Annotated in this window: 11 protein-coding genes; 6 read left to right on the top strand and 5 right to left on the bottom strand. The window is 68.5% G+C overall.

The window, feature by feature from the left end; genetic code table 11:
* The first annotated feature begins 215 nt into the window (after positions 1 to 215).
* Positions 216 to 1,862 (top strand): RNA polymerase sigma factor, encoded by a 1,647-nt coding sequence (locus ACTMTF_RS28875; protein WP_441113492.1) that lies wholly within the window; start codon positions 216 to 218, stop codon positions 1,860 to 1,862.
* A 50-nt stretch (positions 1,863 to 1,912) separates the two neighbouring features.
* Here ACTMTF_RS28875 and ACTMTF_RS28870 read toward each other — a convergent pair whose 3' ends face one another.
* Positions 1,913 to 2,626: a YaaA family protein gene (locus ACTMTF_RS28870; protein WP_441113491.1), complete on the bottom strand. Its 714-nt coding sequence runs from the start codon at positions 2,624 to 2,626 to the stop codon at positions 1,913 to 1,915.
* Positions 2,627 to 3,051: 425 nt separating this feature from the next.
* On the opposite strand from ACTMTF_RS28870, the gene ACTMTF_RS28865 reads away from it, so the two are divergent.
* Positions 3,052 to 3,750 (top strand): GNAT family N-acetyltransferase, encoded by a 699-nt coding sequence (locus ACTMTF_RS28865; protein WP_441113490.1) that lies wholly within the window; start codon positions 3,052 to 3,054, stop codon positions 3,748 to 3,750.
* A gap of 611 nt (positions 3,751 to 4,361) precedes the next feature.
* Here the strand turns inward: ACTMTF_RS28865 and ACTMTF_RS28860 are convergent.
* Positions 4,362 to 4,595 (bottom strand): DUF7455 domain-containing protein, encoded by a 234-nt coding sequence (locus tag ACTMTF_RS28860; RefSeq protein ID WP_225277535.1) that lies wholly within the window; start codon positions 4,593 to 4,595, stop codon positions 4,362 to 4,364.
* 248 nt (positions 4,596 to 4,843) lie between these two features.
* Between ACTMTF_RS28860 and ACTMTF_RS28855 the strand changes: the two genes are divergently transcribed.
* Positions 4,844 to 6,910 carry a DNA gyrase/topoisomerase IV subunit B gene (locus ACTMTF_RS28855; RefSeq protein WP_441113489.1) on the top strand — a complete coding sequence of 689 codons (2,067 nt, stop codon included), beginning with the start codon at positions 4,844 to 4,846 and terminating at the stop codon, positions 6,908 to 6,910.
* A gap of 446 nt (positions 6,911 to 7,356) precedes the next feature.
* Here ACTMTF_RS28855 and ACTMTF_RS28850 read toward each other — a convergent pair whose 3' ends face one another.
* A complete protein-coding gene (locus tag ACTMTF_RS28850; RefSeq protein ID WP_397003380.1) occupies positions 7,357 to 7,848 on the bottom strand; it encodes a beta-class carbonic anhydrase in 492 nt (163 codons plus the stop codon).
* A 143-nt stretch (positions 7,849 to 7,991) separates the two neighbouring features.
* Here ACTMTF_RS28850 and ACTMTF_RS28845 point away from each other — a divergent pair, with 143 nt between their 5' ends.
* Positions 7,992 to 8,351: a hypothetical protein gene (locus ACTMTF_RS28845; RefSeq protein ID WP_441113488.1), complete on the top strand. Its 360-nt coding sequence runs from the start codon at positions 7,992 to 7,994 to the stop codon at positions 8,349 to 8,351.
* A 711-nt stretch (positions 8,352 to 9,062) separates the two neighbouring features.
* Here the strand turns inward: ACTMTF_RS28845 and ACTMTF_RS28840 are convergent.
* Positions 9,063 to 9,626, bottom strand: a complete 564-nt coding sequence (locus ACTMTF_RS28840) for a thioredoxin family protein (protein WP_441113487.1) — start codon at positions 9,624 to 9,626, stop codon at positions 9,063 to 9,065.
* 42 nt (positions 9,627 to 9,668) lie between these two features.
* Here ACTMTF_RS28840 and ACTMTF_RS28835 point away from each other — a divergent pair, with 42 nt between their 5' ends.
* Positions 9,669 to 10,043 (top strand): VOC family protein, encoded by a 375-nt coding sequence (locus tag ACTMTF_RS28835; RefSeq protein WP_441113486.1) that lies wholly within the window; start codon positions 9,669 to 9,671, stop codon positions 10,041 to 10,043.
* Positions 10,044 to 10,138: 95 nt separating this feature from the next.
* Here the strand turns inward: ACTMTF_RS28835 and ACTMTF_RS28830 are convergent, their stop codons facing one another.
* The gene (locus ACTMTF_RS28830) at positions 10,139 to 12,643 is read right to left on the bottom strand and encodes a DNA gyrase/topoisomerase IV subunit A (RefSeq protein WP_441113485.1); all 2,505 of its coding nucleotides are present in this window, start codon (positions 12,641 to 12,643) and stop codon (positions 10,139 to 10,141) included.
* 119 nt (positions 12,644 to 12,762) lie between these two features.
* Between ACTMTF_RS28830 and ACTMTF_RS28825 the strand changes: the two genes are divergently transcribed.
* Positions 12,763 to 13,584, top strand: a complete 822-nt coding sequence (locus ACTMTF_RS28825; RefSeq protein ID WP_441113484.1) for a TauD/TfdA dioxygenase family protein — start codon at positions 12,763 to 12,765, stop codon at positions 13,582 to 13,584.
* Positions 13,585 to 13,633: the final 49 nt, after the last annotated feature.

The following is a 13,633-nucleotide window of genomic DNA, read 5'->3' as shown; positions in this document are numbered from 1 at the left end:
GGTATCAGTGCCGCCCTTACGTACGCACTACTACTTGGGTCGGCCTAGGGTGGAGGTCAACCGCCGGGAGGTGGCCGTATGGATCGCAAGGTCGTGCCAGAATGCTGGGCAGGTCCGTAGCGGTCCGCACGGCCTCACCGATCTCTGAGAGAGGCAACAGCCCCCCAGCGGGCATCTGGGTCCATTGTCGCCACGCGTTCGTTCGAGAGGTGTTCGTGTCGCCTGCAAGTTCGACTCGCTCGAAGCCACAAGAGCTGAACGAGCCCGTCATTCAGCGACTGCTCGAGCGTGGGCGCTCGCAGGGTTTCCTCGAGTCTGAGGATGTCCGCCAGGCCTTCGAGGAGGCCGACATCCCCATGTCGCACGCCGCCGCGTTCTTGCGGAACCTCAGCAAAGAGGGCGTGACCGTGGTGGTGACCGCCGCGGATTCGGCTGCGCCGAAGAAGTCGCGTCCAGCAAAGCGCCGCACAGCCGCCCCCGTCAAGACCAAAGCGGCCGCAGCCGCCAAGGAGCAGCAGCCTGAGACCGTCACCGCGGTCGTGGGCACCGCCGAAGCCGAGCCGGCGGCCAAGAAGCCGACTCCTGCCAAGAAGGCCGCGCCGGCCGCCAAGAAGGCCAAGGCAGACAGTGCCGGACCGGCCAAGAAGGCCAAGCCGGACAGCGCCGGGCCTGCCGAGACCAAGCCCAAGTCGGCCGACGGTGTCGACGACGAGGAAATCGAGCTCGACGCTGACGTCGTGCTGGAGGACCTCGAGGACATCGACGTCGACGATGTGGAGATCGCGGTGAGCGACTCCGACACCGAGGGCGACTCCGACGAGGAGCCCGAAGAGCCCAAGGTCGCGGAGGTCGCCGCCGCGGTGGTCGTCGAGAAGAGTGAGGACGAGGTCCTCATCCTGACCGACGACGACGATGACGCCCCGATCGCGCAGGTCGCGGCCGCGGGTGCCACCGCCGACCCCGTCAAGGACTACCTCAAGCAGATCGGCAAGGTCCCCCTGCTCAACGCCGAGCAGGAGGTCGAGCTGGCCAAGCGGATCGAGGCGGGCCTGTTCGCCGAGGAGCAACTCGGCGGCGGCGAGATCGACAACCTGCCGGTCGACGTCAGGGCCGAGCTGGAGTGGATCGCCGAGGACGGCCGCCGGGCCAAGAACCACCTGCTGGAGGCCAACCTCCGGCTCGTGGTCTCGCTGGCCAAGCGCTACACCGGCCGCGGCATGCTCTTCCTGGACCTGATCCAGGAGGGCAACCTCGGTCTGATCCGCGCGGTCGAGAAGTTCGACTACACCAAGGGCTACAAGTTCTCCACCTACGCCACCTGGTGGATCCGGCAGGCGATCACGCGTGCCATGGCGGACCAGGCGCGGACCATCCGCATCCCGGTCCACATGGTCGAAGTGATCAACAAGCTGGCCCGCGTCCAGCGGCAGATGCTGCAGGACCTGGGCCGCGAGCCCACGCCGGAAGAGCTCGCCCGCGAGCTGGACATGACGCCCGAAAAGGTGGTCGAGGTCCAGAAGTACGGTCGCGAGCCGATCTCCCTGCACACCCCGCTGGGTGAGGAGGGCGACAGCGAGTTCGGCGACCTCATCGAGGACTCTGAGGCCATCGTCCCGGCCGACGCCGTCAGCTTCACGTTGCTGCAGGAGCAGCTGCACTCCGTTCTCGACACGTTGTCGGAGCGGGAGGCGGGTGTGGTGTCGATGCGGTTCGGTCTCACCGACGGTCAGCCCAAGACGCTGGACGAGATCGGCAAGGTCTACGGGGTGACGCGCGAGCGCATCCGGCAGATCGAGTCGAAGACCATGTCCAAGCTCCGTCACCCGTCCCGCTCGCAGGTCCTGCGCGACTACCTGGACTAGGCATCGCGTTCAAAAAAGGGGGCAACTCTCGTTGCCCCCTTTTTTGTTGCTCAAATGTCGATGTCGAGCCGGCCCGGCGCGGGCCGCACCGCGTAGCCGAGATCGTCGAGCGCCTTGGCCAGCTCGTCCGGCGTCGACGGTCTCAGGCCGCTTTCCAGCAGTGCCCTGGCGATCTCGCCGCGGGTGGCCTTGGCCATGTGGCTGACGACCTTGCCCTCCTTCAGCACCCGCACCGACACGCCGCGCTCGCCGGGCCGCCACGCGCCCGCGTACGTGGCCGATCGCAGGTCCACGACCAGGCCGGGCAGCCGGTCCAGCTCGGCGGTGATCGCGGGCCGCCAGAACGCCGCCAGCCCGCCCATCGGCGGCAGACTCACGCCCATGGACAGCCGGTAGGGCGGGATCCGGTCACCGATGCGCAACACCCCCCACAGCCCCGAGAAGATCAGCACGCTCTCCTCCGCCCTGGCCCGCGCCTCAGGGCCCAGCCCGGCCAGCGCCAGGTTGTCGTAGAGCACGCCGGTGTACAGCTCGCCGGCGGGCAGCGTGGGCGCCTGCCGGATGGCCAGGTTCTTCGTCAGCTCGGGGGCCAGACCCGGGGACAGGCCGAGCACCTGATGGGCGTCGCGGCGGCGTGAGGCCTTGATCAGGGCGCTCATCACCCGCTTGCGATGCCGGTCGAGCTTGGGGAACGACAGCCCTTCGACGGCGGGACCGGCTCCCTCGGACGCCTTGCCCTCCGACGGCGGCAGCAGAATCAGCACAGTGATGCAGCCTATTGGGCAAAGCTCCTGGTCACAGCTTCGGCCCCGAAGATGCCGCCGTCCTCTGAGTGAACGGTCGGTCAGGACGCCGGCGGTACGAGTTATGAAATCTTTGTAGGCGGGCCACTGTTACGCAGGGTGATCGGATTCGGGTCGTGGCCGTGGGTGGTTCGGGCCGGATCGGGGCTTGCCGGGGCACGTCGCGTACGCGCGTCACAGGCCATCGGGGGCGAAGAACTCGTGGACCGTCCGCGTTCAACATTTCCATGGGAATCTGACGGGAAGGTTGAATGCGGGCGCCCCGCAGCCCAACGGCCGGCACCGCCCACCTGGACGATTCCCCTGACCCGCCCGTCCCCTGGAAGAAGGTCGCTCGCCGTTACCGGGGTCGACTTCGCTCACCGCAGGTCGGCTAGGCTCTCGGGGTGGATTTCGACCTTCTCGTGCATGAGGCGTGGCCGGCCTACGAGCAGCGCCCGCACGACGGCTGGGTCCTGCGCCACGCCGGAGGGGTGACCAAGCGGGCCAACTCCGTGCTGCCCCTGGGCAGCCCGGCGGACCTGGCCGGGGCGATCGCGGAGGCCGAGACCTTCTACGCCCGGCGCGGGCTGCCCTGTGTCTTCTCCATCGGCCCCGGCGCCACCCCCGGCCTCGACGGCGAGCTGGCGGCGCGGGGGTACCAGGTGGTCGATCCGACTGTGATCATGGCCGGGCCGGTGGTGCGCGAGCCCGTCCTGGACAAGGTGCGGGTCGAGGAACGGCCGTGGCTGGGGTGGCTGGAGACGTGGTGGGCGGTCGACGGCCGCTACGGCAGCGGGCTGGCGGAGGCGGAACGCATCTGCACGGGCGTGCCCGCCTGGTACGCCGCCGTCGAGGAGGACGGCGTGCCGGTCGCCGTGGGGCGCGGCGTGCCGCAGGGCGACATGCTGGGCGTCTACTGCATGGCCACTCTGCCCAGTGCTCGCCGGCGCGGGCTGGCCCGCAGCGTCCTGCGCGCCCTCGTCCGGCACTTCGACGGCACCTCGGCGTACCTGGTGGTCACGTCCCGCAACCAGGGCGCACGGGCGCTGTACGGCAGCGAGGGGCTCGCGGTGAAGGGCGAGTACCACTACCGCGCCCGCTGAACGCACAAGCCCTCTCACAGCCCGCAGACCCGCACGCAGGGCCCCCACGGATCCGTACGACCCAGGACCGGAATGTTGGGACGGGCCGCACGGATTCCTAGGCTCCCGGATCTGCTCGACGGGATGAAACCTCGTGCGGATCCGTACGGGGTGCAGGCACGCACGTCGACATGGGCCCGCACGGATTGGGTGTCAGCCGGACGCGCGCGGACCTGTGCGGCCTCAGACACCGCGCGCACCTATGCGCGCGGCAGGGCCGCAGCTCGGTGCAGACCCGACTTTCTTGGGTGGAACAAGCGTGTCTGGGCGTGGCTCCCGCATGTTTGTACAGACCTGCGTGTCTCAGTACGGCTACCGCATGTCAGTACAGACCTGCGTGTCTCAGTACGGCTCTCGCATGTCAGTACAGACCTGCGTGTCTCAGTACGGCATCCGCACGTCAGTGCAGACCCGTAGATCGGTATAGAACCCGCGCGTCCTGTACGGGATCCGCGTGTTGACGCTACCGCTGCCCTAGCATGGATCTTGGTTTTAAGCAGAACGGCGACCCCGGGTTGCCGGGATCGCCGTTCTGTAACGCTATATGTGGTTATGTCATCACGACGGACGCGTTAGCGCTCGTCGTTGGGGCCGGTAAATGAAGGGGTTTCGCTGAGACGTGCCGACTCGTCCAAGATGTCGGCGCCCTTTTCGCGCAGCGCCGCAATGTGCTGACGCCCATGGTGGGCGCAGAACAGCAGCTCCCCGCCAACGGGCAGGGTCGCGCGAATGTATGCCTGGGCACCGCAACGGTCGCAGCGGTCGAGGGCCGTCAGCGGCTTAACGGGGGCAAGAGCTCCAGTCACGTATCGCCTTTCGGGTCACCCCCGCCGAAGCGAGGATCTGGCGTCAGTCACTTGGACAACATCTAACCGGACGTGGACGTTCCCAACCGCCCCCTCTCTACGCCCAGAGCAGAATGTGTCCGAAAGTATTGATGATCAGCCCGCTGGTAACGGCAAACGTGCCGTCATGGCAAGCTTGTACGCGTCCATAGGGGAAGAGCGGTAGGCTGCGCACACATGTTCGATGACTTGAGACCAGGGGAGCCGGAGTGACGCTAGTGGAGGCGGGTTACACGGCTCGTCACCTGTCGGTGCTTGAGGGCCTTGAGGCCGTACGCAAGCGACCCGGCATGTACATCGGGTCCACCGACAGCCGCGGGCTCATGCACTGCCTCTGGGAGATCGTCGACAACGGGGTGGACGAGGCACTCGCGGGTCACTGTGACCGCATCGAGGTCGAGCTCTATCCCGACGGCTCCATCGAGGTGCGCGACAACGGCCGCGGCATCCCGGTGGACATCGAGCCCAAGAGCGGCCTGGCGGGTGTGGAGCTCGTCTACACCAAGCTCCACGCGGGCGGAAAGTTCGGCGGCGGCTCCTACGGCGCCTCCGGCGGCCTGCACGGTGTGGGCGCCTCGGTCGTCAACGCGCTGTCCGCGCGCCTCGACGTCCAGGTCGACCGCGACGGCCACATCCACGAGATCAGCTTCCGCCGCGGCGTGCCCGGCGTGTTCGACGGCGATGGGCCGACCGCCAAGTTCAAGAAGAAGTCCGGCCTGCGCGACGGCGGCGAGGTGGCCACCCGGGTCACCGGCACGCGGGTGCGCTTCTGGGTCGACAAGCAGATCTTCCTGCCCGACGCCGAGGTGTCGGTCGACGAGATCCACGTCAGGCTCCGCCAGACCGCCTTCCTGGTGCCCGGCCTCACCCTCGTCCTGATCGACGGCAGGCAGGAGGAGCGCGTCGAGGAGGAGTTCCGCTTCGACGGCGGCATCTCCGAGTTCACCGAGTTCCTGGCCCGCGACGAGGCCGTCTGCGACGTGCTCCGGCTGCAGGGCGTCGGCCACTTCCACGAGACCGTGCCGGTCCTCGACGACCAGGGCCACATGACGTCGACCGATGTCGAGCGCGAGCTCACCGTCGACGTGGCGGTGCGCTGGGGCAAGGGCTACGAGACCACTGTCCGCTCCTTCGTCAACGTGATCGCCACCCCCAAGGGCGGTACCCACGTCACCGGCTTCGAGCGTGCCCTGGTGCGCACCCTCAACGAGCAGCTGCGCGAGACCCGCCTGCTCAAGAACGGCGACGACCCGGTCAACAAGGAGGACATCTCCGAAGGGCTGACCGCCGTCGTCACCGTGCGGGTGCCGGAGCCGCAGTTCGAGGGCCAGACCAAGGAGGTCCTCGGCACCTCCGCCGCCACCCGCATCGTCTCCCACGTGGTCAGCCGCGAGCTCAAGGAGCTGTTCGTCAACCCGCCGCGCGGGCTCAAGCAGCAGCTGCGCGCCACGCTGGAGAAGATCGTCGCCGCCGCCAAGGCCCGCGTCGCGGCCCGCGAGCACCGCGAGAACCAGCGTCGCAAGAGCGCCCTGGAAAACTCCGCCCTCCCGGCCAAGCTCGTCGACTGCCGCAACGACGACGTCGACCGCAGCGAGCTGTTCATCGTCGAGGGTGACTCCGCGCTCGGCACCGCCAAGCTGGCCCGTGACTCGGAATTCCAGGCTCTGCTGCCGATTCGGGGCAAGATCCTCAACGTGCAGAAGGCGTCCGTGAGCGACATGCTCAAGAACGCCGAGTGCGCGGCCATCATCCAGGTGGTCGGTGCCGGGTCCGGTCGCTCCTTCGACCTCGACTCAGCCCGCTACGGCAAAATCATCCTGATGGCCGACGCCGATGTCGACGGCGCGCACATCCGCTGCCTCCTGCTCACCCTGTTCCACCGCTACATGCGGCCCATGGTGGAGGCCGGGCGCGTCTTCGCCGCGGTCCCGCCGCTGCACCGCATCGAGCTCACCAATCCGGGCCGGGGCAAGGACAAGTACATCTACTGCTATTCCGACGCCGAGCTCCAGAAGGTCCTGCGCGACCTGGAGCGGCGTAACAAGCGGTGGAAGGACCCGGTGCAGCGCTACAAGGGCCTCGGTGAGATGGACGCCGACCAGTTGGCCGAGACCACCATGGACCCGCGCCACCGCATCCTGCGCCGCGTCCGCATCGAGGACGTCCAGGAGGCGGAGAACATCTTCAGCCTGCTGATGGGCAGCGATGTGGCGCCGCGCCGCGAGTTCATCGTCAAGAGCGCCGCCGAGGTCGACCGCGACCACATCGACGCATGATCGTGCCGGCTCCCTGAGGGGCCGGTCATTCTCGAGGTGAGCGGGTTCCGCTCGTGCGGGACGCCGTGGATTTCGTGACCGGGAGGCCTCTGCCTGCCGGATGCGAGAAGGGCGCCCGGCAACCTTGTCAGCTCAAGAGGCGTAGCCGCTGCAGGCGTCGATCCACCGGCGTTGCCGGGCAAGGCCCGGGTCGATGCTCGAATCCCTCGGTCAGGTATGGCAGGACGGCGATCAGGCTCTGGATCCGGTATGGCCGGTGTGGTGTCAAGCGGCGTCGTCCGGCAGGGCCAGGGCAGTGATCAAGCGGGGTTGTCCGGGGCAGTGATCGGGCTTCCTGGTCCGGCGGGTCGGGTGGCCTGGCTTCGTGGTCCCGTGGAGCCGGGGCGGGATTGTGTTCCCTGTCCGCCCCGGCCGTTGTTCCCAGCTCTGTGTTACCGCAGAGCTGGTCAGGCTACGGGCAGGAGTTCGCCGGTGCGGACGTCGTAGATGGCGCCGGCCACGGGCAGATCTTCCGGCAGGAACGGGGACGACTTGATGCGGGTGAGGTCGTAGCGGAGGGCTGCGTCCTGGTCGGGAACGGTGTGGAACTGCAGGCTGCGCGTGTCGACGCCCTTGCTCTGGGTCAGGGCGTGGACCTCGGCATCGGTGACCTTGGACATGCCGCAGTCGGTGTGGGGCATGACCAGGACTCGTTCGACGCCCAGGAGATAGACGGCCAGGACCAGGGTCCTCAGCACGTCGTCGGTGACACGGGCGCCGGCGTTACGCAGGATCTTGGCGTCACCCGGCTGCAAGCCGAGCAGGCCGAGTGGGTCGATTCGGGAGTCCATGCAGGTCACAACGGCGAGGCCGCGTGCTGCCGTGCCGGTGAGGCCGGAGTTTTCGAAGACTCCGGCGAACGTCGCATTGGCGGCAAACAGGTCGTCGAACGCATCCATGTCACAGATAATCCCTCATGCCTCCTTCGTAAGCCTGTGCGGGGTGCGACTGGCGGGACTTGGCCAACGTCCCACCAACTCTGCTAACTTTACGTGATGATGTCATAGCCCAAAGTGTTGTGCATCCCTTGAAGAAGGTCGTCTTGAGCAGGTCCGAATCGCTCGCCGCATATCTGCGCGGCCAGGCCAGGCGCCGCCTGGACCGAGTGGAGTCCAATGACGGCGGCCGTAACGCCCGAGGAGCCCTGGCCCTGCTCGACGCGGCGGCCTATGCCGCGAGCCTGCCCGACGACGACCCGGTCATCCTCATGCTCGACCAGGCCGGCTGCTACGGGCCGCTCGGTTGCGAGGACTTCGACCCCGGCGACGCGGGCAACCGCCTCATCCGCACCTGGCAGGGCGGCGAGCCCCACGACCTCCTGCTGTCCTTGCCCGCCGCCATCACCGCATCGCCGGACCGCACCGACGAGCAATACGGCAGCACGTCCTTCCGGCCCACCTGAGAACACGCCGGTGCCCGCCCCGAGTTCGTGTGCCCGCCGCTCTCCCGGCGTTCCTCGGGGGGTGGGGTAGGGCGGCCGAATTCGCGCTGTAGCCCGCCATCCCGGCGTCGCAGAGGTAGGGCCGGTGAGGGAGTCGGCGACGCGTCACCGAGCCCTTCCCGCGCGCGTACTTGGTTCGGCCCTCTCGGTGTCGTCGGAGGAGGGCCGGCGAGGAAACTGGGTGGCGCGTCCCGCTCATCTGACGTGATTTCGCCGCGCCCTCTCCCGAATGTGCCCCGAGTTCGCGCTGGAGCCCGCCCGGGCGTCGCCGAAGTACGGCAGGCGAGGGAACCGGTGTGTCCGCGCCTCTCATCTGGGCGCGTGCCTGGTCGGCCCTCAGGGTCGCCCTTACGGTGCCGTCGGAGTAGGGCTGGCGGGGAGCTCGGTAGGTCAGCCTGCCTGTCGTACTGGAGGGGCGTGTCAGGGTCTGCGGTGAATGCCTGGTTCTGCGGTGAAAGTGCTGGGGACGTCGCCGGAGGCGCAAGGCGGCAGGGTTTGCGGGCCTTCGCGGTCGGTCTGGTGGCCGCTGAAGGGGCCGCCGCGCCCCTCACAGCCCCGGAGAACGCCCCGCGCCCCTCGTGAGGCCCCGAGGATGCCGAGGGTGGTTTGAGGCCTCTGGGGGCGCTTGTACGGATTCCGTACGGGCGCTCTCGCGGGGGCGTGGGGCGGGCGTCAGGTGGGGTCGTTGCCGGGCTTCCACTTGATGCCGCAGCCGATGGACGGGACCTGGTCCTCGGGAACGGGAGCGCCGGAGAGTACGGCGTCGATGGCGGCTCGCAGGGAGGAGCCGGTCACCGGGACGGAGTTACGCGGGCGGGACCCGTCGAACTCACCACGGTAGACCAGCCGGAACTCCGCGTCGTACAGGAAGAAGTCGGGTGTGCAGGCGGCCCGGTACGCCTTGGCGACCTCCTGCGTGTCGTCCAGCAGGTACGGGAAGGTGAAACCGGCACGGGCGGCCTGCTCGGCCAGGTGTGTCGGATCGTCGTCCGGGTAGTTCACGCTGTCGTTGCTGCAGATCGCCACGACCGACAGCCGGGAGCCGTAGCCGGCCGCCAGTTCGCCGAGGCCATGCTCGATGTGGCGGACATATGGGCAGTGATTGGACAGGAAAGCCACAAGGACGGCTGGGGAGCCCTTCAGGTCGGCGAGCGAAACGCTGCCGCCGCTGACGGCGGTGAGATCGAACGGAGGCGCAGGTGTGCCCAGAGGAACCATGAACGAGTTGGCAGCCATGCCTCCTATTGTCCCCCGTCCCCATCATTTCGGAGGTGTGTGATGAACGGTATCGCGGAGTTTCGATCGACCGTGATCGACTGCCCGGACCCGCGCGCTCTGGCCGACTTCTACTCCCGGCTCCTGGGGTGGCCCGTCGCCTACGACGAGGACGACTGGGTGGTGGTGACCGAGATCGGGTCACCGATGCGGCTGGCATTCCAACGGGTGGAGGGCTATCAGCCGCCGGTCTGGCCGAGCCGGGAGCGTCCCCAGCAGTTCCACATCGACACCATGGTCGAGGACCTGGACAAGGCCGAGGAGCAGGTGCTCAGGATCGGCGCGACCAAGAGCGAGGTCCAGCCGAGCGAGGACGACAACTTCCGCGTCTACCTCGACCCGGCCGGCCACCCGTTCTGCCTGACCGTCGAGGATTGACGGTCGAGGATTGACGGTCGAGCACTGACGGTCAAGGGCCGGCCTGGAGCGGACCTCCAGGCCGGGGTGCGTGAGCCGCCGTGGGAAGAGCCGGATCAGTCCTGATCGTCCTCCTGGAGAGCGGGGAGTGGTGCGGCCGTGGGGCCGGCCGCGAGGGCGCCGCCGATCGCGCCGATGGTGTGCGTGAGGCGGACGCCGGAGCCGTCCCGGCGGCCGATCTCGTCCGGCAGCGGCACCGGCTTGCCCACCGACGAGACCGCCTTGGCGGGCGCGGCCCCCGCCCAGGCGAGCAGCAGCACGTCCTCGCCCTTGAGGAACCGCTGGGTGCGGACGCCACCCGTGGCGCGCCCCTTGGCGGGGTATTCGACGTAGTCGGAGACCTTGCCGCCACCCACTTGTGTGCCGGGAAGGGCGGTGGACGAGCCGGCCACCGTGACCACCTGCGCGGGAAGCGACGGGTCGACCACGCCGAACCAGACCACGTGCGCCCCGCCGTCGAGGCGGATGCCCGCCATGCCGCCCGCGGGCCTGCCCTGCGGCCTGACGAGGGCGGCCTGGAACCGCAGGAGCTGGGCGTCGGAGCTGATGAACACCAGGTCGTGCTCCTCGGAGTCCAGCTCGGCCGCGCCCACCACGGTGTCGCCGTCCTTGAGGGTGATCACTTCGAAGTCGTCGCGGTTGGCAGGGTAGTCAGGCACCACGCGTTTGACGATGCCCTGGGCGGTGCCGATCGCCAGCCCCGGGCTGTCGGGATCGAGCGAGCCGAGGCCGATCACCTTCTCGTCAGGCTGGAGGGAGACGTACTCCGACACCGGATGGCCGCCTGACAGCGAGGGCGGGTTGGCCGACGGCGGCAGGGTCGGCAGGTCCACGACCTGCACGCGGATCAGCCTGCCCAGCGACGTCACCACCCCCACCTCGCCCCTGACCGTCGTGCGGACCACGGAGACGAGCACGTCATGGGCCGTGCGGTCGCCCTCGCCCGGCAGCGGCGAGGCGTCGGGCGTGCGGGCCAGCAGGCCGGTGGACGACAGCAGGGCCAGGCACGGGTCGTCGGCCACCTGCAGCGTCACCGTGGCGGTGCGGGTGGCGCCGGACGCCTCCAGCAACACGGTACGGCGCGGCGTGCCGTACTTCTTCGACACCTCGGCGAGCTCGCCCGAGACGACCTGGCGCAGCCGGGTCTCGGACGAAAGGATGGCCGTCAGCGCCGCGATCTCCTCGGTCAGCGTCTCCTTCTCGCTGTCGAGCTCCAGCTTGTCGTAGCGGGTCAGGCGGCGCAGCGGGGTGTCGAGGATGTAGGCGGCCTGGATGTCGGTGAGGCTGAAGACCTCCATCAGGCGGGTGCGGGCCTGGGAGGAGTCGTCCGAGGAGCGGATGACCTGGATGACCTCGTCGATGTTGAGCAGCGCGACGATCAGGCCGTCGACCAGGTGCAGGCGCTCCTCGCGCTTGCGCCTGCGGTATTCGGAGCGGCGGCGGACGACCTCGATCCGGTGGTCGACGTACACCTGGAGCAGTTCGCGCAGGCCCAGCGTGCGGGGCTCGCCGTCGACCAGCGCGACGTTGTTGATGCCGAAGGTCTCCTCCATCGGCGTCAGGCGGTAGAGCTCGTCGAGCACGGCCTCGGGGATGAAGCCGTTCTTGATCTCGATGACCAGGCGCAGGCCCTTGTGCCGGTCGGTGAGGTCCTTGAGGTCGGCGATGCCCTGCAGCTTCTTGCTGGTCACCAACTCCTTGATCTTGGTGACGACACGCTCGGGGCCGACGTTGTAGGGGAGCTCGGTGACGATGATGCCCTTGCGGCGCGGCGTGATCTGCTCCACCGCGCACTTGGCCCGCATGCGGAAGGTGCCGCGCCCGGTCTCGTAGGCGTCGCGGACGCCCTGCAGGCCGGTGATCGTGCCGCCGGTCGGCAGGTCGGGGCCGGGAACGTACTTCATGAGCTCGTCGAGCGTCGCGTCCGGCTTCTTGATCAGGTGGCGGGCGGCGGCGATGACCTCGACGAGGTTGTGCGGCGCCATGTTGGTGGCCATGCCGACCGCGATGCCGGTGGTGCCGTTGACCAGCAGGTTGGGGAACGCCGACGGCATGACCGTGGGCTCGGTCTCCTGGCCGTCGTAGTTGGGCTTGAAGCCGACGGTGTCCTCGTCGAGCGACTCCACCATGAGCATCGCCGCCGGGGCCAGCCTGGCCTCGGTGTAGCGCATGGCGGCCGGCAGGTCGTCGGGCGAGCCGAAGTTGCCGTGGCCGTCGGCCAGGGGCAGGCGCATGGAGAACGGCTGCGCGAGCCGTACCAGGGCGTCGTAGATCGCGGTGTCGCCGTGGGGGTGGAGCTTGCCCATCACGTCGCCGACGACGCGGGAGCACTTGACGTGCCCCCGGTCGGGGCGCAGTCCCATCTCGCTCATCGAGTAGAGGATGCGACGCTGCACCGGTTTGAGCCCGTCGCGAGCGTCGGGCAGCGCTCGCTGGTAGATCACCGAATAGGCGTACTCGAGAAAGCTCGTGCGCATCTCCGAGGAGACGTCGATATCGACGATCCGCTCCTCGAAGTCCTCGGGCGGGGGTGCAGTCGTGCGTCGGGCCATGTCGAACATTGTGCCGAAGAGAGCCGGGTGCCCGCGACTTCAACGCCGATCCCGACGTCTTGACCAAGCAATTGCTTGGGCGTTACGTTGCCCGGGAGGCTCCCTTCCCGCTGCCCCACGGAGGCGTCATGATCGAGTTCCATCCCGTGACGAAGCACATCGGCGCCGAGGTCACCGGGGTCGATCTGCGCAAGCCGCTGGAGCGGGAAGAGGTCGAGATCCTGCGCCAGGGCTGGTTGAAGCACCTGGTGCTGTTCTTCCGCGACCAGCACATCGACGACGAGCAGCATGTCCAGTTCGCGCTCAACTTCGGCACCCTGAACCATCCTGCGTTCAAGAAGGACGCCACCAGCCCCATCCACGTGCTCGACCAGACCGCGCCCAAGGGCGAGGGCGCCGACGAATGGCACAGCGACAACACCTTCGAGCCGACCCCGCCGATGGGCTCGCTGCTGCGCTGCCTCCAACTGCCCAGCGTGGGCGGCGACACCTGCTGGGCCAACACCTACCTGGCCTACGAGACGCTCTCACCCGCCATCCAGCGCCTGTGCGACGAGCTGACCGCGGTGCACGACATCACGATGTCCATGAAGAAGGCGATCTCCAAGGGACACCCCTTCGACCTGGCCGAGATCCAGGCGAAGTGGCCGCCGATCGAGCGCCCGGTGGTCCGCGTGCACGCCGAGACCGGGCGCAAGGCGCTGTTCGTGAACCGCGCCTCCACCACCCGCCTGGTCGGCCTGACGGACCGCGAGAACGAGGCGCTGCTGCCGCTGCTCATCGACCACATCCGCTCGCCGGAGTATCAGGTCAGGCTCCGCTGGCAGGTCGGCACCCTCGCCTTCTGGGACAACCGCCCCACCCAGCACTACGCGGTGGCCGACTACACCGAGCGCCGCCGCATGCACCGGGTCACCGTCAACGCCTTCCCGGAGCACGCCGACGGCTGATCGTCCGCCGGCTGGCGCGAAACGTCGGGGAAACCTGGTAACAAGGACG

The organism is Nonomuraea sp. ZG12 (genome assembly GCF_052068115.1).
Classification (GTDB): Bacteria; Actinomycetota; Actinomycetes; order Streptosporangiales; family Streptosporangiaceae; genus Nonomuraea.
Note: the sequence above shows the minus strand (reverse complement) of the source record. Positions and strands in the feature narration are given on the sequence as shown.

Bases quoted from the DNA above. Each gene is read 5' to 3' on its own strand.
- ACTMTF_RS28850 (WP_397003380.1), bottom strand. From the start codon at position 7,848: ATGGATGCGTTCGACGACCTGTTTGCCGCCAATGCGACGTTCGCCGGA.
- ACTMTF_RS28840 (WP_441113487.1), bottom strand. From the start codon at position 9,626: ATGGCTGCCAACTCGTTCATGGTTCCTCTGGGCACACCTGCGCCTCCG.
- ACTMTF_RS28835 (WP_441113486.1), top strand. From the start codon at position 9,669: ATGAACGGTATCGCGGAGTTTCGATCGACCGTGATCGACTGCCCGGAC.
- ACTMTF_RS28830 (WP_441113485.1), bottom strand. From the start codon at position 12,643: ATGTTCGACATGGCCCGACGCACGACTGCACCCCCGCCCGAGGACTTC.
- ACTMTF_RS28825 (WP_441113484.1), top strand. From the start codon at position 12,763: ATGATCGAGTTCCATCCCGTGACGAAGCACATCGGCGCCGAGGTCACC.